We start from the raw sequence: 23,434 nt of genomic DNA on the forward strand, positions 1-23,434 counted from the left end.
CTTTGTTAGGAGCGTCCGTTGATAAACGATCTGCGCACCGTGCCCGCGGCGCTGGATCGTCTCGTGCGCCAGCTACCCGACCACACGGCGTTGATCGCCGAGGACCGGCGTTTCACGTCGACCGAGCTGCGCGACGCGGTCTACGGCGCCGCGGCGGCGCTGATCGCCCTCGGTGTCGAACCCGCAGACCGGGTGGCCATCTGGTCGCCGAACACCTGGCACTGGGTGGTGGCCTGCCTGGCGATCCACCACGCCGGCGCCGCGGTGGTGCCGTTGAACACCCGCTACACCGCCACAGAAGCCACCGACATCTTGGACCGAGCCGGCGCGCCGGTGCTGTTCGCGGCGGGCCTCTTCCTGGGCGCCGACCGGGCGGCCGGCCTGGACCGGGCCGCGCTGCCCGCGTTGCGGCACGTCGTGCGGGTGCCGGTCGAAGCCGACGACGGGACCTGGGACGAGTTCATCGCCACGGGTGCCGGGGCCCTGGATGCCGTCGCAGCCCGTGCCGCCGCCGTCGCACCCCAGGACGTCAGCGACATCCTGTTCACCTCCGGCACCACCGGCCGCAGCAAAGGCGTGCTGTGCGCGCACCGGCAGTCGCTGTCGGCCTCGGCATCCTGGGCCGCCAACGGGAAGATCACCAGCGACGACCGCTACCTGTGCATCAACCCGTTCTTCCACAACTTCGGCTACAAGGCCGGCATCCTGGCCTGCCTGCAGACCGGTGCCACGCTGATCCCGCACGTGACGTTCGATCCGCTGCACGCGCTGCGGGCCATCGAGCGCCACCGCATCACCGTGTTGCCGGGCCCTCCGACCATCTACCAGAGCCTGCTGGATCACCCGGCCCGCAAAGACTTCGACCTGAGCTCGCTGCGGTTCGCGGTCACCGGTGCGGCCACCGTGCCGGTGGTGCTGGTGGAGCGCATGCAGTCCGAACTTGACATCGACATCGTGCTGACCGCCTACGGGTTGACCGAGGCCAACGGGATGGGGACGATGTGCCGCCCCGAGGACGACGCGGTGACCGTTGCGACGACGTGCGGGCGGCCGTTCGCCGACTTTGAGTTGCGCATTGCGGACGACGGGGAAGTGTTGCTGCGCGGGCCGAACGTCATGGTGGGCTATCTGGACGACACGGAGGCGACCGCGGCCGCCATCGACGCCGACGGCTGGCTGCACACCGGCGACATCGGTGCCGTCGACCAGGCGGGCAACCTGCGCATCACCGACCGCCTGAAGGACATGTACATCTGCGGCGGATTCAACGTCTATCCCGCCGAGGTCGAGCAGGTGCTGGCCCGGATGGACGGCGTCGCGGACGCCGCGGTGATCGGCGTTCCCGACCAGCGGCTGGGCGAGGTCGGCCGGGCGTTCGTGGTGGCGCGCCCCGGCACGGGCCTCGACGAGGCATCGGTGATCGCTTACACCCGTGAACATTTGGCGAACTTCAAGACACCCCGGTCGGTGCGGTTCGTCGACGTACTGCCGCGCAACGCCGCCGGTAAGGTGAGCAAACCACAACTGCGAGAGCTGGGCTAGATGGACCTGAATTTCGACGACGAGACCCTGGCCTTTCAGGCCGAGGTGCGCGAGTTCCTCGCCGCCAATGCCGCATCGATCCCGACGAAGTCCTACGACAATGCGGAAGGCTTTGCGCAACACCGTTATTGGGACCGAGTACTGTTCGACGCGGGCCTGTCGGTGATCACCTGGCCGGCTAAGTATGGTGGCCGGGACGCGCCGCTGCTGCACTGGATCGTGTTCGAGGAGGAGTACTTTCGCGCCGGCGCCCCGGGCCGGGCCAGCGCCAACGGCACCTCGATGCTGGCGCCGACGCTGTTCGCGCACGGCACAGCCGAACAGCTTGACCGGATCCTGCCGAAAATGGCTAGCGGCGAACAGATCTGGGCGCAGGCCTGGTCGGAGCCGGAATCCGGCAGCGACCTGGCGTCGCTGCGCTCCACCGCGAGCAAGGTCGACGGCGGCTGGCTACTCAACGGGCAGAAGATCTGGAGCTCGCGGGTGCCGTTCGCCGACATGGGTTTTGGGCTGTTCCGCTCCGATCCCGCGGTCGAACGGCACCGCGGGCTCACGTATTTCATGTTCGACCTGAAAGCCAAGGGTGTTACCGTGCGCCCAATCGCCCAACTGGGCGGCGACACCGGTTTCGGTGAGATCTTTCTCGACGACGTGTTCGTCCCCGACCGGGATGTGATTGGGGCACCGAACGACGGATGGCGCGCGGCCATGAGCACGTCAAGCAACGAGCGCGGCATGTCGCTGCGCAGCCCAGCCCGCTTCCTGGCCTCCGCCGAACGGCTGGTCCAGCTGTGGAAGGACCGCGGCTCGCCCCCGGAGTTCGCCGACCGGGTCGCCGACGCCTGGATCAAGGCGCAGGCCTACCGGCTGCAGACCTTCGGCACGGTGACCAGGCTGGCCGCCGGTGGCGAACTGGGGGCGGAATCGTCGGTGACCAAGGTGTTCTGGTCCGAGCTGGACGTGCACTTGCATCAGACCGCGCTCGACCTGCGCGGCGCCGATGGGGAGCTGGCCGGCCCGTGGACCGAGGGGTTGCTGTTCGCCCTGGGCGGCCCGATCTATGCCGGGACCAACGAAATCCAGCGCAACATCATTGCCGAACGGCTGCTGGGCCTGCCACGCGAGAAGACGTGACCATGGAATTCGCACTCAACGAACAGCAGCGCGACTTCGCGGCCAGCATCGACGCGGCGCTCGGCGCCGCCGACCTGCCCGGCGTCGTCCGTGCTTGGGCTGCCGGTGATGTGGCGCCCGGCCGCAAGGTGTGGCAGCAGTTGGCCAACCTGGGCGTCACCGCGTTGGGCGTAGCGGAGAAGTTCGACGGACTGGGTGCCAGTCCGGTCGATCTGGTTGTCGCGCTCGAACGTCTCGGGCGCTGGTGCGTGCCCGGCCCGGTCACCGAATCCATTGCCGTGGCACCGATTCTGCTGGCTCATGATGATCAGGCTGAACGCAGCCATGGGCTAGCTTCCGGTGAGCTCATCGCCACCGTGGCCATGCCGCCGCGGGTTCCGCGCGCCGTCGACGCCGACACCGCCGGGCTGGTACTGCTCGCGGGCGATGGCAGCGTCACCGAAGGGACGCCGGGTGATTGCCACCGGTCCGTCGACCCCAGCCGGCGGCTGTATGAGGTGGCGGCATCCGGCCAGGCCTGGCGGGCCCCGAAAGACGTAGTGGCGCGCGCCTATGAGTTCGGGGCGCTGGCCACCGCCGCACAACTGGTCGGCGCCGGGCAGGCGCTGCTGGAGGCCGCCGTCAACTACGCCAAACAGCGCACGCAGTTCGGCCGGGCGATCGGCTCGTATCAGGCCATCAAGCACAAACTCGCCGACGTGCACATTGCGATCGAGCTGGCCTGCCCCCTGGTTTACGGCGCGGCCGTGTCACTCGAGCCGCGCGATGTCAGCGCCGCCAAAGCCGCCGCGAGCGAGGCGGCTCTGCTGGCGGCACGCTCGGCGTTGCAGACCCACGGCGCCATCGGGTTCACCTGCGAGCATGACCTGTCGCTGTGGTTGTTGCGGGTGCAGGCGTTGCACTCGGCCTGGGGTACGCCGCAGGAGCATCGGCGGCGTGTGCTGGAGGCGCTATGACCCCCCCTGAAGAACGGCAGATGCTACGGGAAACCGTCGCCTCCCTGGTGGCTAAGCATGCCGGCCCGGCGGCGGTGCGCGCAGCGATGGCCTCCGACCGCGGCTACGACGAATCGCTGTGGCGGCTGCTATGTGAGCAGGTCGGTGCCGCCGCGCTGGTCATTCCGGAGGAGCTGGGCGGCGCGGGCGGTGAACTCGCCGATGCCGCGATCGTCGTGCAGGAGCTGGGCCGGGCGCTGGTGCCTTCTCCGCTGCTGGGCACCACGCTGGCGGAGCTGGCGCTGCTGGCCGCAGCTAAGCCGGATGCGCAAGCACTCACGGAGCTTGCCCAAGGCAGCGCGATCGGCGCGCTGGTGCTGGACCCCGACTACGTGGTCAACGGCGACATCGCCGATATCGTCGTCGCCGCCACCAGCGGGCAGCTGACCAGGTGGACTCGCTTTAGCGCGCAGCCCGTCGCCACCATGGACCCCACTCGCCGGCTGGCCCGCCTGCAATCCGAAGAGACCGAGCCGCTGTGCCCCGATCCCGGAATCGCCGACACCGCAGCAATCCTGTTGGCGGCCGAGCAGATCGGCGCCGCCGAACGCTGCCTGCAGCTGACCGTCGAATACGCCAAGAGCCGAGTGCAATTCGGCCGCCCGATCGGCAGTTTCCAGGCCCTCAAGCATCGGATGGCCGACCTGTATGTGACCATCGCCGCGGCCCGGGCCGTCGTCGCCGACGCCTGCCACGCGCCCACACCCACCAACGCCGCCACCGCGCGGCTGGCCGCCAGCGAGGCGTTGAGCACCGCGGCGGCCGAGGGCATCCAACTGCACGGCGGCATCGCGATCACCTGGGAACACGACATGCACCTGTATTTCAAACGAGCGCACGGCAGTGCACAATTGCTCGAGTCGCCACGAGAGGTGCTGCGCCGTTTGGAATCTGAGGTGTGGGAGTCGCCGTGACGGATCGTGTCGCCCTGCGTGCCGGCGTTCCCCCGTTCTACGTGATGGACGTCTGGTTGGCGGCCGCGGAGCGCCAGCGCACCCATGGGGATCTGGTGAATCTTTCGGCGGGCCAACCCAGTGCGGGCGCTCCGGAACCGGTGCGTGCGGCCGCGGCCGCCGCCCTGCATCTCAACCAGTTGGGATACTCGGTGGCGCTGGGTATTCCGGAGCTGCGCGACGCTATCGCCGCGGATTACCAACGCCGGCATGGCATCACCGTCGAACCCGATGCGGTGGTGATCACCACGGGCTCCTCGGGCGGCTTTCTGCTCGCGTTTCTGGCGTGCTTCGACGCCGGTGATCGGGTCGCGATGGCCAGTCCCGGCTACCCGTGCTACCGGAATATCCTGTCAGCGCTGGGATGTGAGGTCGTGGAGATCCCGTGCGGACCGCAGACCCGATTCCAACCGACCGCGCAGATGCTGGCCGAGATCGACCCACCGCTGCGCGGTGTCGTCGTCGCCAGCCCGGCCAACCCGACCGGAACCGTCATCCCGCCCGAAGAACTGGCGGCCATCGCGTCGTGGTGTGACGCATCGGATGTCCGGTTGATCAGTGATGAGGTCTACCACGGCCTGGTGTACCAGGGGGCACCGCAAACCAGCTGCGCCTGGCAGACGTCGCGAAACGCGGTGGTAGTCAACAGCTTTTCCAAGTATTACGCGATGACGGGCTGGCGGCTGGGCTGGCTGCTGGTGCCGACGGTGCTGCGCCGCGCGGTGGACTGCCTGACCGGCAACTTCACCATCTGCCCGCCGGTCTTGTCGCAGATCGCCGCGGTGTCCGCGTTCACCCCGGAGGCGACCGCCGAGGCCGACGGCAACCTGGCCAGCTACGCGATCAACCGCTCGCTGTTGCTGGACGGTCTGCGTCGCATCGGCATCGACCGGCTGGCACCCACCGACGGCGCATTCTACGTCTACGCCGACGTCTCGGACTTCACCAGCGATTCGCTGGCCTTCTGCTCAAAGTTGCTGGCCGACACCGGTGTTGCGATCGCACCCGGAATCGATTTCGACACCGCACGGGGGGGTTCGTTTGTTCGGATATCGTTTGCCGGGCCAAGCGGCGACATCGAAGAAGCCTTACGGCGCATCGGCTCCTGGCTGCCGAGCCAATAGCTCGTCGATGCGCGTCTCGAGCGCGCCGCGCTCGCCGATATCTGCCACGTTGATCCCGAACCGTTCGCTCAGGGTGTCGACAACCGCTGCCGCATCGGCAAGGCGGATCTTCTCGGTACCACCGGCACGGTGAACGGCAAGGTCGCGGCCAGATAGGTTCCACCGGGCGTCGTCGGTGATCACCGCGGCGGTCAGTCCCGTGACGAACTTCGATGCCGGGTGTGTTGAGGCGTACCAGCTGGCCACTTTCAGATCGATCTGCGGGCGGGTCTGGGTGGTGAATTCGTACAGTGTCTGCCATGTGTCCCGGACCATCGCCTGCAAGACAAAGCCGTCGACGCGGTCCTCGAGCCGATAAGGTTCGTGCGTTGTCGGCTGGACGGCGCCGGTTTCGAGGCGAAGCGGTGAGGTCGGTGTTTGGCCGCCGAATCCGACGTCGACGAGATAGCATCCGCCCGAGCCGGGGAACGTGACCCCCAGCAGGGTGTGCGTCTGCGGCGGCAGGGGCGCGTCCGGCGCGAGCTTCCAGACGACGCGGGCGGCGAATCGGCGCACCCGATAGCCGAGTTCGGCCAGCACATAACCCATCAGCCCGTTGTGCTCAAAGCAGTACCCGCCTCGGCGCCGAAGTACCAGCTTGTCGGCCAGCGCCTGTGGACTGAGGTCGTCGACCGGCACCCCCAGCAGCGGGTCGAGGTTCTCGAACGGAATCGTTCGACTGTGCACGGTCACCAGATCCTGCAGAACATCCAGGGTTGGATCGGTAGCGCCGCGATAGTTGATGCGATCGAAGTACGCGGTCAGATCCAGTGCCATGTTGCCATTCTGACCTCGTCGCCGCGTCGGACCGACCGCAGGGTATTCGGGCGTTCGTCGCGCAGCCGGCCAACTATGTCGCACCGATTGTGGTTTGCCACATGAGTTTCTGGGTCGACGGCAAACAAAGTGCCCTCGCAGCGACACGTGTCGGCGGCTACGGCAAACTGCCCGCTGACACTCACCCATCCGGTGGCTGCTCGCGCCATCTGGCCGAATGCCCGGCGGGTCGGAGGATCGGCGCCGGACACAACAACGCATCATGATGCCTGTTACTGATGCTATTGCCGACCCACGGCACCGGAGGCTTGCAGGCCGGTGTCGACTTGGACGACAAGGAAGCCCTCGCCGAACTGATCGGCGACAATGCTGCTCCTTGACGTAAGCGTCTGCATATTCGCCATCCGCGAGGACAGCTGCCCCAACCACGCGACATACCGGACGTGGCTCACCAGACTGCTTACCGGCGACGGCGAGCAGACGCAAAATCGCCCAACACGCCCGCAAAATGGGCGATTTTGCGTCTGCTCGCGCCACTAGAGCCAGGTGTCCTGGGTGGTGGTGGTGAGGAAAGCCTCCAGGTCGTCGCGCCAGTGCGCCGGCGTGGTCTTTTCCGGCTCGATGCCGGTGTAGTCGCCGCGATAGAACAGCAGCGGCCGCGGCTTGACCGCCGGGACCTCTGACAGTGACTCGACGGCACCGAACACCACGAAGTGATCGCCGCCGTCGTGCACCGACGCCACCGTGCAGTCAATGTAGGCCAGCGATCCCTCGATGATCGGTGAGCCTAGTTCCGAAGGGCGCCAATCGATACCGGCGAACTTGTCCGGCTCCTTCGAGCCGAATCGCGCCGAGACGTCTTTCTGCTTTTCGGTCAGTACGTTGACGCAGAACCGGCCGCTGGCCTCGATGGCCTGCCAGGACCGCGACACCTTAGTGGGGCAGAACAGCACCAACGGCGGTTCCAACGACAGCGCCGCGAACGACTGGCACGCAAACCCGACGGGCACGTCGTCGTGCACAGTGGTGATGACAGTGATCCCCGTACAGAACTGACCGAGCACGGAGCGGAACGTGCGTGGATCGATCTGAGCCGACATCGTTTGCTTTCGAGCTAGCCGCGAGCGCCTACGGTGAAATCGTGACCCCATAGGCTGACCGCAGTACTCTCCCGGGCGATCCAGTCCCGATCGTCGACTTGCCTGCCCTCACAACCGAATTCGATGTCGAAGCCACCGGGCGTCTTCATGTAGAACGACAGCATCAGGTCGTTGACATGCCGGCCCAGGGTGGCCGACATCGGCACCTTGCGCCGCAACGCCCGGTCCAGGCACAGGCCCACGTCGTCGGCCTGCTCGACCTCGACCATCAGGTGCACGATGCCGCTGGACGTCGGCATCGGCAGGAAGGCCAACGAGTGGTGACGCGGGTTACAGCCGAAGAAACGCAGCCAGGCTGGCGGCCCGTCGGCGGGCCGCCCTACCATCTGTGGCGGTAGCCGCATCGAGTCACGCAGCCGAAAGCCGAGCACGTCTCGGTAGAAATGCAACGCCTCAGCATCGTCGCGGGTGGACAGCACCACATGGCCCATACCCTGCTCACCGGTGACGAACCTGTGCCCATACGGGCTGACCACTCGGCGGTGTTCCAGCGCGGTACCGTGGAAGACCTCCAGGCAATTGCCGGAAGGGTCGGCAAACCGGATCATCTCGTCCACCCGGCGATCGGCCAGCTCGGCGGCGGTGGCCTCTTTGTACGGCGTGCCCTCCAAATCCAGGCGGTTCCGGATTTCCTGCAGGCCTTCGGCATTCGCGCATTCCCAACCGGCCTCCAACAGCCTGTCGTGCTCACCGGGCACGACCACCAGCCGGGCCGGAAAGTCATCCATCCGCAGATACAGGGCCCCTTCTGGGGCCCCTTTGCCCTCGACCATGCCCAGGACCTTCAGTCCATACTCCCGCCAGGCAGCCATGTCAGTGGCCTCGATGCGCAGATAGCCCAGCGACCGGATGCTCATCTGCCACCTCCCAGAAATTCAATCGTCAGCTTGTTGAACTCGTCGAACTTCTCCACCTGCACCCAATGCCCACACTGCCCGAATACGTGCAGCTGCGCACGCGGAATCGTTTTCAACGCAACCAGCGCGCCGTCCAGCGGGTTGACCCGGTCCTCACGACCCCAGATCAGCAACACCGGCTGGCGCAGCCGATACACCTCGCGCCACATCATGCCGGCCTCGAAGTCGGCTCCGGCGAACGACTTTCCCATCGCCCGTGTTGCCGTCAACGACTCCGGGGTGCTGGCCAGCGCAAACCGCTGATCCACCAACTCGGGGGTGATCAGGTTCTTGTCGTAGACCATGACCCGCAGGAACGCCTCGAGGTTCTCCCGGGTGGGCGCAACGGAGAACTTCGACAGCCGTTTGACTCCCTCGGTCGGGTCGGGCGCAAACAGGTTGATACTCAGGCCCCCCGGGCCCATCAGCACTAACCGTCCTGCCCGGGCCGGGTAGTCCAGCGCAAACCGGACCGCGGTTCCCCCGCCCAACGAGTTGCCCACCAGCGGTACCCGCCCCAGCCCCAGCTGATCGAAGAGCCCCTTCAGCGCCATCGCGGCATAGCGATTGAACTGGCCGTGCTCGGCCCGCTTGTCGGAATGGCCGTAACCGGGCTGGTCGACGGCCAGCACATGAAAGTGCCGCGCCAGCACCGCGATATTACGCGAGAAGTTCGTCCAGCTCGCCGCGCCGGGCCCACCGCCGTGCAGTAGCACCACCGTCTGGTCGTTGCCCACGCCGGCCTCGTGGTAGTGCAGTTTCAGCGGCCCGTCGACGTCCACTTCCGCAAAGCGCGAGGTGGATTCGAACGTCAATTCCTCGGTAGCTGTCATTTCGCCTAGACCAGCTAGACCATGGTGTCGCCGGGCGGCAACCCGAACTCGTGGTTTCCAAAGATCACGTATGCCCGCTCGGGGTCGTTGGCGGCGTGCACCCGACCGGCGTGCGCGTCGCGCCAGAACCGTTGAATCGGAGCCTCATTGGACAACGCGGTGGCACCGGACGCCTCGAACAGCCGGTCGATCGAGGCGATTGAGCGACCGGTGGCGCGCACCTGGTCGCGGCGCGCACGGGCGCGCAGTTCGAACGGAATCTCCTTGCCGGCAGCCAGCAGCGCGTATTCGTCGCTCACATTACCGATCAGTTGGCGCCACGCGGCGTCGATGTCGCTGGCCGCCTCGGCGATACGGACCTTGGCAAACGGGTCGTCTTTGGCCTTTTCCCCGGCGAACGCCGCGCGCACCCGCTTGCCCTGGTGCTCGACGTGCGCGGCGTAGGCACCGTAGGCCATGCCGACAATCGGCGCCGAAATCGTAGTGGGATGCATTGTGCCCCATGGCATTTTATAGACAGGTGCGCTGTTGGTCGCCAGCCCTCCCGCGGTGTGGTCGTTCATCGCCTTGTACGACAAGAACCGGTGCCGGGGCACAAAGACATCCTTGACCACCAGGGTGTTGCTGCCGGTACCACGTAAGCCGACCACGTACCACACGTCCTTGATCTCGTATTCGCTGCGCGGGATCAGGAAACTGCCGAAGTCCACCGGCCGGCCGTCCTTGATGACCGGGCCGCCGACGAACGTCCAGCTGGCATGGTCGCAGCCCGAGGACCAGTTCCACGACCCGTTGACCAGGTAGCCACCGTCGACCACCACGCCCGCCCCCATCGGTGCGTACGAGGACGAGATCCGCGTACTCGGGTCCTCGCCCCAGACCTCCTCTTGGGCCCGTTGGTCGAACAGCGCCAGATGCCAGTTGTGCACGCCGACGATTGAGCTCACCCACCCGGTGGAACCACACACGCTCGCCAGTCGACGCGTCGCCTCGAAGAACAGCGCAGGGTCGCACTGCAGTCCGCCCCACTGCTGCGGCTGCAACAGGGTGAAGAAGCCGACGTCGTCGAGCGCCTTGACGGTCTCGTCGGGCAGCCGCCGCAGATCCTCCGTGGCCTGGGCGCGATCCCGAATCTCCGGCAGCAGATCATCGATGGCAGCCAAGACAGACTGAGCATCACGCTGTTGAATGGACGTCACTTACTTTTGCCTCTCCGGGTTGCGAACTTAGAGAAAGACTAGAACACGTTCCGATTTGTGTCGAGCTAGGTATTCCTGCGGCAGGTAGCGATACCAAATGGGTTTTCTGTAACATGTTCTAGTTATGACGGAAGAGAGGACGGGTCTTGACCGAGGCAATTGGAGACGAGCCACTCGGCGACCACGTCCTTGAACTGCAGATCGCCGAGGTCGTCGACGAAACCGACGAGGCGCGATCGCTGGTCTTCGCGGTGCCCGACGGATCGGACGACCCGGAGATCCCCCCTCGGCGCCTGCGTTACGCCCCCGGCCAATTCTTGACGCTGCGCGTGCCCAGCGAGCGTACCGGTTCGGTGGCGCGCTGCTACTCGTTGTGCAGTTCGCCCTACACCGACGACGCCTTGGCGGTCACGGTCAAACGAACCGCCGACGGGTACGCCTCCAACTGGTTGTGCGATCACGCGCAGGTGGGCATGCGCATCCACGTGCTGGCCCCGTCGGGCAACTTCGTCCCCACAACCCTCGACGCCGATTTCCTCCTGCTGGCAGCGGGTAGCGGCATCACCCCGATCATGTCGATCTGCAAATCGGCGCTTGCCGAGGGCGGTGGACAGGTGACGCTGCTCTACGCCAACCGCGACGACCGCTCGGTCATCTTCGGAGACGCGCTGCGCGAGTTGGCGGCGAAGTATCCCGACCGGCTCACGGTGCTGCACTGGCTAGAGTCGCTGCAGGGGCTGCCGAGCGCGAGCGCGCTGGCCAAGCTCGTCGCGCCCTACACCGACCGGCCGGTGTTCATCTGTGGACCCGGCCCGTTCATGCAGGCGGCCCGGGACGCCCTGGCGGCGCTGAAAGTGCCCGCCCAACAGGTGCACATCGAGGTGTTCAAGTCGCTGGAATCGGATCCGTTCGCGGCCGTCAAGGTCGACGACAGCGGTGACGAGGCGCCGGCGACCGCGGTGGTGGAACTCGACGGCCAAACCCACACCGTCTCCTGGCCGCGCACCGCCAAGCTGCTCGACGTGCTGCTGGCCGCGGGCCTGGACGCGCCGTTCTCCTGCCGGGAAGGCCACTGCGGTGCGTGTGCGTGCACCCTGCGCGCCGGCAAAGTGAATATGGGAGTCAACGACGTGCTCGAGCAGCAGGATCTCGATGAGGGACTGATTTTGGCCTGTCAATCTCGCCCGGAATCTGATTCGGTGGAAGTGACCTACGACGAGTAGTCCCGGAAGGGAGCGAGATGACGCGGCTGATACCGGGTTGCACGCTCGTCGGGCTGATGCTGACGTTACTGCCCGCGCCCACCTCGGCGGCCGGGAGCAACACCGCCACCACCCTGTTCCCGGTCGACGAGGTCACCCAGCTGGAGACGCACACCTTCCTCGATTGCCACCCCAACGGCAGCTGCGACTTCGTCGCTGGAGCAAATCTGCGCACACCCGACGGCCCGACGGGCTTTCCGCCCGGGCTGTGGGCGCGCCAAACCACCGAGATCCGTTCGACGAACCGGTTGGCCTATCTGGACGCGCACGCCACCAGCCAGTTCGAACGGGTAATGAAGGCGGGCGGATCCGACGTGATCACCACCGTCTACTTCGGCGAGGGTCCGCCGGACAAATACCAGACCACCGGGGTCATCGACTCGACCAATTGGTCGACCGGTCAACCGATGACCGACGTCAACGTCATCGTGTGTACACACATGCAGGTGGTCTACCCGGGGGTCAACCTCACCTCGCCCAGCACCTGCGCGCAAGCCAACTTTTCCTAGCTAGGACTCGTCCTGGTACTCGCTGAGCCGGTAAATCAACGCGGCAGACCCAGCAGCCGTTCGGCGGCCACCGTCAACAGGATCTGCTCGGTACCGCCGGCTATCGTCAGGCACCGGGTGTTGAGGAAGTCGTACACCGCGCGGTTCTCGACGAGCCCGCCCCCGTCGGACACCTCCATCAGGTATTCGGCCAGCGCCTGTCGGTAGCGCACGCCGATCAGTTTGCGGACGCTGGATTGCGCCCCCGGATCCTGGCCGCCGACGGCCAACTCGGCGATCCGCCGGTCCAACAGCGCACCGGCCTGAGCCAGCAGGATCAGCCTGCCCAGCCGATCTTGCTGCGCGACATCGAGTTCCATGTCACCCAAGACCTTGAGCAGCTCTTCCATTGGGTTGCCCAGCGCGGTCCCGGTGGCCATCGCGACCCGCTCGTTGGCTAGCGTGGTGCGCGCCAGCCGCCAGCCGTCGTTCACGGCGCCGACGACCATCTCGTCGGGGACGAACACATTGTCCAGGAAGACCTCGTTGAACAGCGAGTCGCCGGTGATCTCGCGCAGCGGTCGGATCTCAATTCCCGGTGTGGTCATGTCCACCAGGAAGTAGGTAATGCCCTTGTGCTTCGGAGCATCCGGGTCGGTGCGCGCCAGGCACACCCCCCACCGAGCCTTGTGAGCCGCCGACGTCCACACCTTCTGTCCGGTGAGCAGCCAGCCGCCGTCAGCCCGCACCGCCTTGGTACGCAGCGACGCCAGGTCCGAACCGGCCCCCGGCTCGGAAAATAGCTGACACCAAAGGAATTCACCGCGCATGGTGGCCGGGACGAAACGTTCGATCTGTTCCGGCGTGCCGTGTTCAAGGATGGTCGGCGCCGCCCACCAGCCGATCACCAGGTCCGGGCGCTCAACCTTGGCCGCGGCCAGTTCCTGATCGATCAGCAGTTGCTCGGCCGGGGACGCGCCGCGCCCGTACGGCGCCGGCCAGTGCGGCGCCAGCAGGCCGGTGTCCGCCAGCGCCACCTGACGTTTCTCCTCGGGCAACGCGGCCACCTCGGCGACCGCCGCCGCGATCTCCGGTCGCAGGCCGGCCACCTCGGCCAGGTCGACGCCCAAGCGACGACGGACACCGGCCTGGGTCAGCGCCGTAACCCGACGCAGCCAGCGCCCGGATCCACCGAGGAACCCACCGATTCCGTGGGCCCGGCGCAGATACAAATGCGCGTCGTGCTCCCAGGTGCAGCCGATACCACCGAGCACCTGGATACAGTCCTTGGCGTTGGCTTTGGCGGCGTCGATGCCGATGCTCGCGGCCACCGCCGCGGCGATCGAAAGTTGGGTGCCATCGGAATCGGCTGCGGCGCGGGCCGCATCGGCGGCGGCCACATCGGCCTGCTCGGCACGGCACAACATCTGAGCACACAGGTGCTTGACAGCCTGGAAGCTGCCGATCGGCTTGCCGAATTGCTCCCGCACCTTGGCGTAGGCAACCGCGGTATCGAGCGTCCATCGAGCCACCCCGGCCGCCTCGGCCGCCAGCACGGTAGCGGCCAGGTCTTCCACCCGCTCCCCCGACACCTCCAGAACGGTGACCGGTGCCGATGTCAGCACCATCCGGGCCAGCGGCAGCGAAAAGTCGGTGGCCCGCAGCGGCTCCACTACGACCTCGTCGCAAGCAGTGTCCACCAGCAGCCAATTCCCGTCGGCCGGCAACAGCACGACGCCGCCGGGCGCGCCACCAAGCACTCGGCCGACGGTGCCCGACGCGGTCGACGTCTTCGGGTCGACCTGCACGCCACCGTCGATAGCCACCCCGGCGAACCGTTCACCCGACGCTAGCGCGCTGCGCAGCTTGGGATCGGAGACAACCAAAGTGGCCACCGCGGTGGTCGCGACCGGCCCCGGTACCAACGCCCTGGCCGCCTCGTCGACCATCGCACACAGGTCCTCGATGCTGCCGCCAGCTCCGCCACAATCCTCTGGGACGGCGACACCGAAGAGGCCCAGGCCCGCCAGCCCGGCGAACACCGGCCGCCATGCGTCCGCATTTCCTTCTTCGAAGCCGTATTCCATGTCGCGGACCGCCGCAGTCGCGGCCGCACCTGAGGCCGCGGTGCGGGCCCAGCCGCGCACCAACTCACGAGCCGCGGATTGTTCGTCGGTGACGGTCGCTACCACCTGCAGACCTCCGCGTCGACAATTTCACATAGCAATGGAGCGTTCTTGCCCACTAGAACGTGTTCTAATAGTGCTAACGATCAACCGTCAAGTCGAAGGCAATAACTCCAGCACATGTCGTCGTCTCGGCTGTCGGGAGGTGGGAAATCTACACACAGCATGCGTATCGTTTGCAAACGAACCGCCCGGAAGAGGAGCTGCCCGCTACATGTCGTCAGCGAACACGAACACCAGTAGCGCTCCCGACGCACCACCTCGCGCGGTCATGAAAGTGGCGGTACTTGCCGAGTCCGAGCTCGGATCGGAGGCACAGCGGGAGCGCCGCAAGCGCATCTTGGACGCCACCATGGCTATCGCGTCCAAAGGCGGCTATGAGGCGGTGCAGATGCGCGCCGTCGCCGACCGCGCCGACGTCGCGGTTGGCACGCTGTACCGGTACTTCCCGTCGAAGGTGCATCTGCTGGTGTCGGCGCTGGGTCGGGAATTCAGCCGCATCGACGCGAAAACCGACCGCTCCGCGGTCGCCGGGGCCACCCCCTTCCAGCGGCTGAACTTTATGGTCGGCAAGCTCAACCGCGCGATGCAACGCAATCCGCTACTCACCGAGGCCATGACACGTGCCTACGTGTTCGCCGACGCCTCGGCGGCCAGCGAGGTCGACCAGGTCGAAAAGCTCATCGACAGTATGTTCGCGCGTGCAATGGCCAACGGCGAACCAACCGAGGACCAGTACCACATAGCGCGGGTGATCTCGGACGTGTGGTTGTCGAACCTGCTCGCGTGGCTTACCCGACGAGCCTCGGCTACCGACGTCAGCAAGCGGCTGGACCTGGCCGTGCGGCTGCTGATCGGCGATCAAGACAGCGCCTAGAAGACTTACGCCGGCGGACCCGCGGTGCGGCCCCGGACCAGCTCGGTATCGAGCACCTCGATGACGGGCAGTCCGGACCGCGGCGGCTTCAGCAATAGCTCGCCCGCCCGGTGCCCCTTGTGCAGACTCGGCTGCGCGACCGTGGTCAGCCCCCGGCTCAGCGCCTCTGGCACTCCGTCAAACCCTGTGACGGTCATCTGCCCGGGCACGTAAATCCCGTGCGCCCGAAGGTAATCCATAGCTGAGAGCGCCAAGATGTCCGCTGTGCACATCAGCGCGGTCAGCCGCGGATTGGCCTGCAGAGCCACCTTGGCGGCAGTGCCGCCGGACGTCGGCAAATGCTCGTAGCTTTCCACCACGGTCAGCGAGTCCGGGTCGACGCCGGCGGCCGTCATCGCCTCCCATACGCCGACGATGCGTTCGCGCTGTACGTCGAAGGTCGGCGACCGCAGCCGCTCGGCGTCCACCAAGTCTTGCCGCCGATCCCGTCCCAGCCGCATGGTCAGCAGGCCGAGCTCGCGATGCCCCAACCCGAGTACGTAGCCGGCAAGCTCACGCATCGCCGCCCGGTCGTCGATGCCGACCCGGGACACTCCGGAGAGGTCTTTGGGCTGGTCGACCACCACCACCGGCAGCCGCCGCTGCAGCACGACCTGCAGGTAGGGATCGTCGTCGCCTACCGAATACACCACGAAGCCGTCCACCCCAGCGCCGAGCACGGCAGCTGTGCCGTCCGCAAGGCTCCGACTGGAGCCGACGGAAACCAGCTGCAGGCCCTGCCCCAGCTCTTCGCACGACTGCGCCACTCCCGCAACAAAATCCCGCGCGGCCGGGTCGCTGAAGAAATAGGTCAGCGGTTCGGCCATCACCAAACCGACCGCACCGGCTTTGCGGGTCCGCAACGATCGCGCCACCGGATCCGGTCCGGCATAGCCCAGTCGCTTGGCCGTGGCAAGCACTCGTTCACGTAGATCGGCGGAGAGCTGATCCGGTCGGTTAAAAGCATTCGAGACAGTGGTGCGGGACACCTTGAGCTCGGCTGCTAACGACGCCAGAGTCGCCCGCCTCCGCGGTGTGGGACTCACGTTCGGTGAGGGTACAGCGGACCCTCGAGCACGCAATATCGTGGGCCGGCTGGCAACCGTCGGTTTCGACGTTGGTGACGACCCCTCGTTCATGAATCGTTCTTGAGCTCCCCGTTTTGCTGGATGCCCAGGCACCGCCGGTACTGCTGCGCTTAAGCTTGTCGCACATGGTGCCGGCAGGGAGGAACAGTGGGCAAGCAGCTAGCCGCGCTCGCCGCGCTGGTCGGTGCGTGCATGCTCGCAGCCGGATGCACCAACGTGGTCGACGGGACCGCCGTGGCTGCCGACAAATCCGGACCACTGCATCAGGATCCGATACCGGTTTCAGCGCTTGAAGGGCTGCTTCTCGACTTGAGCCAGATCAATGCCGCGCTGGGTGCGACATCGATGAAGGTGTGGTTCAACGCCAAGGCAATGTGGGACTGGAGCAAGAGCGTGGCCGACAAGAATTGCCTGGCTATCGACGGTCCAGCACAGGAAAAGGTCTATGCCGGCACCGGGTGGACCGCTATGCGCGGCCAACGGCTGGATGACAGCATCGATGACTCCAAGAAACGCGACCACTACGCCATTCAAGCGGTCGTCGGCTTCCCGACCGCACATGATGCCGAGGAGTTCTACAGCTCCTCGGTGCAAAGCTGGAGCAGCTGCTCGAACCGCCGGTTTGTCGAAGTCACCCCCGGACAGGACGACGCCGCCTGGACTGTGGCTGACGTTGTCAACGACAACGGCATGCTCAGTAGCTCGCAGGTTCAGGAAGGCGGCGACGGATGGACCTGCCAGCGTGCCCTGACTGCGCGCAACAACGTCACTATCGACATTGTCACGTGCGCCTATAGCCAACCGGATTTGGTGGCGATTGGCATCGCTAACCAAATCGCGGCCAAGGTTGCTAAGCAGTAGGCATGGCCGACGGTCCCCTTGCCATCACGGCTAAATCGGTTTACATACATGGCTATTCGGTAGATACGGCAGAGATTCCAACAGCTGTGCGTGGCCACCCGAATGCCGCGGGAACCGCGATCAAGGACCGCCGCTGATGCGGCCGAAACTTGGGCGTCCCAATATCGCGCGGTATTCCAACAGGTTTAGCGTGCCTACCGCCAGATCCGATGCTCCGTTGTCGGTGACCTGGATGGGCGTTGCGACGCTGCTGGTCGACGACGGATCGTCGGCCCTGATGACTGATGGCTACTTTTCCCGGCCCGGCCTGGCACGGGTGGCGGCGGGTAAAGTGTCGCCGTCAGCGGAGCGGGTCGACGGTTGCCTTGCCCGGGCCAATGTCTCCCGGCTGACGGCCGTTATCCCGGTGCACACTCACATCGACCACGCGATGGATTCCGCGCTGGTCGCCGACCGTACCGGAGCCCAGCTGGTCGGGGGGGAGTCGGCGGCCAATGTCGGGCGCGGATACGGGTTGCCTGAGGAGTCTCTTGTCGTCGCCGTCCCAGGTGAACCAATCCAGTTGGGCGCCTTCGACGTGACGTTGGTGGAGTCGCATCACTGCCCACCCGACCGGTTTCCCGGTGTGATCAGCGCACCACTGACACCGCCGGTGAAGGCGTCGGCCTACCGCTGCGGTGAGGCGTGGTCGACGCTGGTGCACCACCGGCCATCGGGGCGCCGGCTGTTAATCCAGGACAGCGCCGGTTTCGTCAGCGGCGCACTGGCCGGTTACCGCGCCGATGCCGCCTACCTCAGTGTCGGCCAGCTCGGCCTGCAACCGCCGTCATACCTGCTCGAATACTGGACCGAGACCGTGCGCACGGTGGGCGTCCGCCGCGTGATTCTCATCCACTGGGACGACTTTTTTCGGCCGCTGTCAAAGCCGTTGCGGGCCTTGCCATATGCGGCCGACGACCTAGACCTGTCGATCCGCATCCTCGACGAGCTGGCCGCCCAGGACGGCGTCGCGCTGCAGATGCCGACGGTGTGGCGCCGCGAGGATCCCTGGATGTGAAGCGCTCTAGCCCTTGACACTTGCTGTTGCGCTGATACTGCTTGCCGTGGTCCTGGGGTTCGCGGTTGCCCGCCCACGCGGCTGGCCGGAGGCAGCGGCGGCGGTTCCGGCAGCGGTCATCCTGTTAGCGATCGGGGCGATCTCGCCCCAGCAGGCGATGGCGCAGGTGTCCGGGCTGGCGCGCGTGGTCGCGTTTCTGGGTGCGGTTCTGGTGCTGGCTAAGCTGTGCGACGACGAAGGCCTGTTCGAGGCAGCCGGCGCGGCCATGGCTCGAGCGAGCGCGGAGTCGCACCGACTGCTACGGCAGGTGTTCGCCGTCTCGGCCGCCATCACCGCGGCGCTCTGCCTGGACGCCACCGTGGTGCTGTTGACCCCGGTGGTGCTGGCGACGGTCCGCCGGCTGCGGACCCCGGTGCGCCCCTATGCCTACGCCACCGCCCACCTAGCCAACGCCGCTTCGCTGCTGCTTCCGGTGTCGAATCTGACCAACCTGCTCGCCTACCACGGTGCCGGCATCTCGTTCACCAAGTTCACGCTGCTGATGGCATTGCCTTGGCTGTCCGCCGTGGCCGCGGTCTATGTGGTCTTCCGCTGGTTTTTCGCCCGGGATCTACGCGTGGTGCCGGAGCGGCAGCAACTCAAGCCGGCGCCGCGCCTGCCAATGTTCGTGCTGGTGGTGGTGGCGCTGACACTCGGGGGCTTCGCCGTCGCCGAGTCGGTGGGACTGGCCCCAACGTGGGCGGCGCTGGCTGGCGCCGCAGTGTTGGCGCTGCGAAGTCTGCGGCGTGGACACACTTCGGTGCTGCGGATCGCGCGCGCCGTCAACGTGTCGTTCCTGGTCTTTGTGTTGGCCCTGGGTGTCGTGGTGCACGCGGTCATGCTCAACGGCATGGCCGCCAGGATGTCCGCCGTGCTGCCGACCGGGTCCGGGTTGCCCGCGCTGCTCGGCATCGCCGCGCTGGCCGCCGTGCTGGCCAACGTGGTCAACAACCTGCCCGCGACTCTGGTGTTAGTGCCGCTGGTGGCGGCCGGCGGGCCGGCGGCCGTGCTGGCCGTGCTACTCGGGGTCAACATCGGACCCAACCTGACCTATGCCGGTTCGCTGTCTAACCTGCTGTGGCGGGGCGTGCTGCGCCGGCACAACGTCGACGCCAGCGTCGGCGAGTACACCCGACTGGGACTGTGCACCGTGCCTGCGGCCCTGGCGATGGCGGTGCTCGCGCTGTGGGCCAGCGCCCAGGTTCTGGGGATCTAGCCGCAAGGGCGCGAGCAGACGCAGAATCGCATGATTTGAGCTCAAATCATGCGATTCTGCGTCTGCTCGCGAGGCTCGCGTGGCCGCCGGCGCTGGCGGGCGATCTCGGCGAGCACCACCCCAGCGGCCACCGAGGCGTTCAGTGATTCGGCCTGAGCGGCCATCGGGATGGACACCACCTCGTCACAGTTCTGCCTTACCAACCGGGACAACCCCTTGCCTTCCGACCCAACGACCACCACCAACGAGTCAGTGCCATCTACATCGTCGAGCGCGGTGCCGCCACCGGCGTCCAGTCCGATCACCCGCACTCCACGATCGGCCCAGCCCTTCAGCGTCCTGGTGAGATTGGTGGCCCGGGCCACCGGAATCCGGGCCGCCGCCCCGGCGCTGGTGCGCCACGCCACCGCGGTCACCGACGCAGAACGGCGTTGCGGAATCAGCACCCCATGGCCACCGAACGCGGCCACCGACCGCACGATCGCACCGAGGTTGCGCGGGTCGGAAAGGTTGTCCAAAGCGACCAGCAGCGCAGGCGGTTGGTCGAGGGCGGCGGCCAGCAGGTCATCGGGATGGGCGTAGTTGTACGGTGGCACCTGTAGCGCGATGCCTTGATGGAGGTGGTTGGCGGTCATCCGATCCAGGTCGGCACGTAGCAGCTCGACGATCGCAATCCCTGAATCAGCCGCCCGCGCAACGCATTCAGTCAGTCGCTCGTCGGCCTCGGTACCAAGGGCGACGTATAGCGCGGTGGCCGGAACACCCGCGCGCAGGCATTCCAGCACTGGGTTGCGACCCAACACCGTCTCGGTCTCGTCCGCGCGCTTGACCGGGCGGCGTGGCTGTGCACGTGCCCGCTTGGCGGCGGGATGGTGGGGACGCAGGTGCGCCGGCGGGGTAGGCCCGCGCCCTTCCAGCCCACGGCGTCGCTGACCGCCCGAGCCGACGCCTGCGCCTTTCTTGGTACCGGATTTGCGGACCGCACCCCGCCGCCGAGAGTTACCGGGCATCTACTTGGTGTCACCACCCAGCAGCGACCACTGTGGCCCGTCGGCGGTGTCGGTGACCTCGATGCCGGCTCTCTTCAGCCGACCCCGGATCTCGTCGGCGAGCGCCCAGTTGCGCTGCTCGCGGGCCTTTTCCCGATTCTGTAGTTCAGCCTGGACCAGCACATCGACGGCGGCCAGCGCTGCCGAGGTTTCGTCTCGGGATTCCCAGCGCTGGTCGAGCGGGTCACAGCCCAGGATGCCCATCATCGCCCGAATCGCACTAGCGCTTCGCAAGGCCCCGTCGTGGTCGCCGGCATCGAGTGCCCGGTTGCCTTCCGCCCGCACGTGGTGAATCTCGGCGAGCGCGATCGGAACGGACAGGTCGTCGTCGAGCGCTTCGGCGAACCGTGGGGTCGGATCGCCGGGGCAGACGGCGCCCACCCGGGTGCGAACGCGGTGCAGGAAGTCCTCTAGCCCGACATAGGCTTTCACCGCATCCTGCATAGCGGTCTCGGAGAACTCGAGCATCGACCGGTAGTGCGCGCTGCCCAGGTAATAACGCAGCTCAGCCGGCCGCACCCGCTGCAACATCGCCGGCATGGACAACACGTTGCCCAGCGACTTGCTCATCTTCTCCCCGCCCATCGTCACCCAGCCATTGTGCAGCCAGTAGCGGGCGAACCCATCACCGGCGGCGCGGCTCTGGGCGATTTCGTTCTCATGATGCGGGAAGACTAAATCCATTCCACCGCAATGGATATCGAATTCCGGCCCGAGATAGCTGCGAGCCATTGCCGAGCATTCCAGATGCCAGCCCGGACGCCCGCGGCCCCACGGCGTCGGCCACGACGGTTCACCCGGCTTTTCGCCCTTCCACAAAGTGAAGTCGCGCTGGTCCCGCTTGCCGGCAGCCACACCTTCGCCCTGATGGACGTCATCGATCTTGTGACCGGATAACTGGCCGTACTCCGGGTAGCTCAGAACGTCGAAGTAAACGTCACCGCCACCGGTATACGCGTGGCCGGCCTGGATCAGGCGCTCGATCATCTCGATCATCTGGGTGATATGCCCGGTGGCGCGCGGCTCCGCGGACGGCGGCAAGACGTCCAGAGCGTCGTAGGCCGCGGTGAAGGCACGCTCGTGGGTAGCCGCCCACTCCCACCACGGCCGGCCCGCCGCGGCGGCCTTGGCCAGGATCTTGTCTTCGATGTCGGTCACGTTGCGGATAAACGCGACGTCGTAGCCACGCGCGAGCAACCATCGGCGCAGGATGTCGAAGGCGACCCCGCTGCGGACATGCCCGATATGCGGTAGGCCCTGCACCGTGGCACCGCACAGGTAGATCGAGACGTGTCCAGGTCGCAACGGGACGAAATCCCGCACGACACCGGCGGCAGTGTCGTGTAGCCGCAAGCGAGCCCGATCGGTCACGACGTGCCAGCTTACCTGCCCAATTGCTGCAACCTGCGGCGCGCGCGTCCGGACCAGGAGTGCGCTACCGCAACGAAACCACCAATGCCGTAGCGATTGCGGCCAAGCCCTCGCCGCGGCCAGTGAGGCCCAGCCCGTCGGTGGTGGTAGCCGACACCGACACCGGCGCGTTGAGCAGACGTGACAGCACCGCCTGCGCCTCGAGCCGGCGCCAACCGATCTTCGGTCGGTTGCCGATCACCTGCACCACAGCGTTGCCGACCCGATAGCCATGCCGGGTGATCAGGACGACGACATGGCGCAACATGTCGGCACCACTGACACCCTGCCAACGGGGATCGTCGACGCCGAACACCTCGCCAATGTCGCCTAGCCCCGCGGCCGACAGCACCGCGTCGCACAGCGCATGAACGGCCACGTCACCGTCGGAGTGGCCCGCGCAACCGTCGGCGCTCGGGAACAACAACCCCACCAGCCAGCACGGACGTCCGGGTTCGATCGGATGCACATCGGTCCCCAAACCAACGCGGGGCAGCTGATTCACCCGCGCACTATAGCTTGGGCCAGCAACAGATCCAGTTTGGTGGTGATCTTGAACGCCAGCGGATCGCCGTCGACCACCTGCACCTGGCCGCCGATATGCTCGACCAGCGACGCGTCATCGGTGTACTCGGCGGCTGGAAGGTCTAGGGAGCCGCGCTGATATGACCGCAGCAGCAGGTCGGTAGTGAACCCTTGTGGGGTCTGCACGGCCCGCAGCCCGGCTCGTTCCGGCGTGCCCAGGACCACCCCGTTGGCATCCACGGCCTTGATGGTGTCAGAAAGCGGCAGTACGGGAACGACGGCGGCATAACCGTCCCGCAACGCCTCGACCACCCGGGCGACCAGGGCCGGTGGTGTCAGTGCCCGCGCGGCATCATGCACAAGCACAAACTCCGGCTCCGCGGTCCCGGACAGCACTGTCAGCGCCAGGTTCACGGTGTCAGTGCGATTCGACCCACCCGCCACAATCATCGCCCTGTGGCCGAGGATCTGCCTCGCCTCGTCCGTACGGTCGGCGGGCACGGCCACAACAACGGTGTCAACTACCCCCGAATCCAGCAGGCCATCGACGGCCCGCTCAATGAGAGTCTGCCCGTCGAGCTGGTAAAACGCCTTGGGCAGACCGACGGCCAACCGCTCCCCCGACCCCGCAGCCGGGACGATCGCAACTACTTCGCCCGCTTCCCTGACCACTAGAGCCTCAGGG

The 23,434-nt window shown here is 66.5% G+C and carries 24 protein-coding genes; 11 read left to right on the forward strand and 13 right to left on the reverse strand.

Annotated features, from left to right (window positions below; translation table 11 throughout):
* Positions 1 to 18 precede the first annotated feature (18 nt).
* Genes fadD3 through FF952_RS18775 form a run of 5 tightly spaced genes read left to right on the forward strand, consistent with a single transcriptional unit; the run spans position 19 to position 5,748 of the window.
* On the forward strand, positions 19 to 1,542 hold the full coding sequence (fadD3, locus tag FF952_RS18755) for a 3-((3aS,4S,7aS)-7a-methyl-1,5-dioxo-octahydro-1H-inden-4-yl)propanoate--CoA ligase FadD3 (protein WP_003900098.1): 1,524 nt from the start codon (positions 19 to 21) through the stop codon (positions 1,540 to 1,542).
* A complete protein-coding gene (locus tag FF952_RS18760; RefSeq protein WP_003904356.1) occupies positions 1,543 to 2,676 on the forward strand; it encodes an acyl-CoA dehydrogenase family protein in 1,134 nt (377 codons plus the stop codon). It abuts the gene before it with no gap.
* The gene (locus tag FF952_RS18765) at positions 2,673 to 3,632 is read left to right on the forward strand and encodes an acyl-CoA dehydrogenase family protein (protein ID WP_003902521.1); all 960 of its coding nucleotides are present in this window, start codon (positions 2,673 to 2,675) and stop codon (positions 3,630 to 3,632) included. Before FF952_RS18760 ends, FF952_RS18765 begins: the two co-directional genes overlap by 4 nt.
* A complete protein-coding gene (gene ipdE2, locus FF952_RS18770; RefSeq protein WP_003419352.1) occupies positions 3,629 to 4,585 on the forward strand; it encodes an acyl-CoA dehydrogenase IpdE2 in 957 nt (318 codons plus the stop codon). Before FF952_RS18765 ends, ipdE2 begins: the two co-directional genes overlap by 4 nt.
* A complete protein-coding gene (locus tag FF952_RS18775; protein ID WP_003419356.1) occupies positions 4,582 to 5,748 on the forward strand; it encodes a pyridoxal phosphate-dependent aminotransferase in 1,167 nt (388 codons plus the stop codon). The genes ipdE2 and FF952_RS18775 overlap by 4 nt, the downstream gene beginning before the upstream one ends.
* Here FF952_RS18775 and nat read toward each other — a convergent pair.
* The 7 genes from nat to hsaA form a co-directional block, all read right to left on the reverse strand.
* The gene (gene nat / locus FF952_RS18780; protein ID WP_003419364.1) at positions 5,713 to 6,564 is read right to left on the reverse strand and encodes an arylamine N-acetyltransferase; all 852 of its coding nucleotides are present in this window, start codon (positions 6,562 to 6,564) and stop codon (positions 5,713 to 5,715) included. The genes FF952_RS18775 and nat overlap by 36 nt on opposite strands.
* Positions 6,549 to 6,815 (reverse strand): hypothetical protein, encoded by a 267-nt coding sequence (locus FF952_RS18785; RefSeq protein WP_003419367.1) that lies wholly within the window; start codon positions 6,813 to 6,815, stop codon positions 6,549 to 6,551. Before FF952_RS18785 ends, nat begins: the two co-directional genes overlap by 16 nt.
* Before the next feature lie 30 nt (positions 6,816 to 6,845).
* A complete protein-coding gene (locus FF952_RS18790) occupies positions 6,846 to 7,016 on the reverse strand; it encodes a hypothetical protein (protein ID WP_003906149.1) in 171 nt (56 codons plus the stop codon).
* An 84-nt stretch (positions 7,017 to 7,100) separates the two neighbouring features.
* Positions 7,101 to 7,664 carry a 3-hydroxy-9,10-secoandrosta-1,3,5(10)-triene-9,17-dione monooxygenase reductase subunit gene (gene hsaB, locus FF952_RS18795; protein WP_003419374.1) on the reverse strand — a complete coding sequence of 188 codons (564 nt, stop codon included), beginning with the start codon at positions 7,662 to 7,664 and terminating at the stop codon, positions 7,101 to 7,103.
* A gap of 14 nt (positions 7,665 to 7,678) precedes the next feature.
* Positions 7,679 to 8,581 (reverse strand): iron-dependent extradiol dioxygenase HsaC, encoded by a 903-nt coding sequence (gene hsaC, locus FF952_RS18800; protein WP_003419378.1) that lies wholly within the window; start codon positions 8,579 to 8,581, stop codon positions 7,679 to 7,681.
* Positions 8,578 to 9,453 carry a 4,5:9,10-diseco-3-hydroxy-5,9,17-trioxoandrosta-1(10),2-diene-4-oate hydrolase gene (gene hsaD / locus FF952_RS18805; protein WP_003419381.1) on the reverse strand — a complete coding sequence of 292 codons (876 nt, stop codon included), beginning with the start codon at positions 9,451 to 9,453 and terminating at the stop codon, positions 8,578 to 8,580. The genes hsaC and hsaD overlap by 4 nt, the downstream gene beginning before the upstream one ends.
* 14 nt (positions 9,454 to 9,467) lie before the next feature.
* On the reverse strand, positions 9,468 to 10,652 hold the full coding sequence (gene hsaA / locus FF952_RS18810; RefSeq protein WP_003419383.1) for a 3-hydroxy-9,10-secoandrosta-1,3,5(10)-triene-9,17-dione monooxygenase oxygenase subunit: 1,185 nt from the start codon (positions 10,650 to 10,652) through the stop codon (positions 9,468 to 9,470).
* A 146-nt stretch (positions 10,653 to 10,798) separates the two neighbouring features.
* Here hsaA and kshB point away from each other — a divergent pair, with 146 nt between their 5' ends.
* Both kshB and FF952_RS18820 read left to right on the forward strand, forming a co-directional pair.
* On the forward strand, positions 10,799 to 11,875 hold the full coding sequence (gene kshB, locus FF952_RS18815) for a 3-ketosteroid-9-alpha-hydroxylase reductase subunit (protein WP_003900102.1): 1,077 nt from the start codon (positions 10,799 to 10,801) through the stop codon (positions 11,873 to 11,875).
* 17 nt (positions 11,876 to 11,892) lie between these two features.
* The gene (locus tag FF952_RS18820) at positions 11,893 to 12,423 is read left to right on the forward strand and encodes a hypothetical protein (RefSeq protein WP_003419389.1); all 531 of its coding nucleotides are present in this window, start codon (positions 11,893 to 11,895) and stop codon (positions 12,421 to 12,423) included.
* Between the two features lie 35 nt (positions 12,424 to 12,458).
* Here the strand turns inward: FF952_RS18820 and FF952_RS18825 are convergent, their stop codons facing one another.
* A complete protein-coding gene (locus tag FF952_RS18825) occupies positions 12,459 to 14,594 on the reverse strand; it encodes an acyl-CoA dehydrogenase family protein (RefSeq protein WP_003419394.1) in 2,136 nt (711 codons plus the stop codon).
* Between the two features lie 271 nt (positions 14,595 to 14,865).
* Between FF952_RS18825 and kstR the strand changes: the two genes are divergently transcribed.
* Positions 14,866 to 15,465, forward strand: coding sequence for a cholesterol catabolism transcriptional regulator KstR (kstR, locus tag FF952_RS18830; RefSeq protein ID WP_003419397.1), 600 nt, complete (start codon positions 14,866 to 14,868; stop codon positions 15,463 to 15,465).
* 5 nt (positions 15,466 to 15,470) lie between these two features.
* Here kstR and FF952_RS18835 read toward each other — a convergent pair whose 3' ends face one another.
* Entirely contained in the window at positions 15,471 to 16,550 is a 1,080-nt protein-coding gene (locus FF952_RS18835) for an Rv3575c family transcriptional regulator (RefSeq protein ID WP_003419400.1), read from the reverse strand.
* A gap of 189 nt (positions 16,551 to 16,739) precedes the next feature.
* Between FF952_RS18835 and FF952_RS18840 the strand changes: the two genes are divergently transcribed.
* From FF952_RS18840 to FF952_RS18850, 3 genes are all read left to right on the forward strand, one after another.
* Positions 16,740 to 17,453 (forward strand): sensor domain-containing protein, encoded by a 714-nt coding sequence (locus tag FF952_RS18840; RefSeq protein WP_003900105.1) that lies wholly within the window; start codon positions 16,740 to 16,742, stop codon positions 17,451 to 17,453.
* Positions 17,454 to 17,589: 136 nt separating this feature from the next.
* Positions 17,590 to 18,510: an MBL fold metallo-hydrolase gene (locus FF952_RS18845; protein ID WP_003900106.1), complete on the forward strand. Its 921-nt coding sequence runs from the start codon at positions 17,590 to 17,592 to the stop codon at positions 18,508 to 18,510.
* 13 nt (positions 18,511 to 18,523) lie between these two features.
* A complete protein-coding gene (locus FF952_RS18850) occupies positions 18,524 to 19,765 on the forward strand; it encodes an SLC13 family permease (protein ID WP_015631598.1) in 1,242 nt (413 codons plus the stop codon).
* 41 nt (positions 19,766 to 19,806) lie between these two features.
* On the opposite strand, the gene rlmB is transcribed toward FF952_RS18850, so the two are convergent.
* The 4 genes from rlmB to ispD all read right to left on the reverse strand — a co-directional run bounded on the left by rlmB (position 19,807) and on the right by ispD (position 23,421).
* The gene (gene rlmB / locus FF952_RS18855; RefSeq protein ID WP_003900107.1) at positions 19,807 to 20,775 is read right to left on the reverse strand and encodes a 23S rRNA (guanosine(2251)-2'-O)-methyltransferase RlmB; all 969 of its coding nucleotides are present in this window, start codon (positions 20,773 to 20,775) and stop codon (positions 19,807 to 19,809) included.
* A complete protein-coding gene (cysS, locus tag FF952_RS18860; RefSeq protein ID WP_003900108.1) occupies positions 20,776 to 22,185 on the reverse strand; it encodes a cysteine--tRNA ligase in 1,410 nt (469 codons plus the stop codon).
* A 64-nt stretch (positions 22,186 to 22,249) separates the two neighbouring features.
* A complete protein-coding gene (gene ispF / locus FF952_RS18865) occupies positions 22,250 to 22,729 on the reverse strand; it encodes a 2-C-methyl-D-erythritol 2,4-cyclodiphosphate synthase (protein ID WP_003904367.1) in 480 nt (159 codons plus the stop codon).
* A complete protein-coding gene (ispD, locus tag FF952_RS18870) occupies positions 22,726 to 23,421 on the reverse strand; it encodes a 2-C-methyl-D-erythritol 4-phosphate cytidylyltransferase (RefSeq protein WP_003905111.1) in 696 nt (231 codons plus the stop codon). The genes ispF and ispD overlap by 4 nt, the downstream gene beginning before the upstream one ends.
* Between the last annotated feature and the right edge of the window lie 13 nt (positions 23,422 to 23,434).

It is taken from the genome of Mycobacterium tuberculosis complex sp. N0072 (genome assembly GCF_030323725.1).
GTDB lineage: Bacteria > Actinomycetota > Actinomycetes > Mycobacteriales > Mycobacteriaceae > Mycobacterium > Mycobacterium tuberculosis.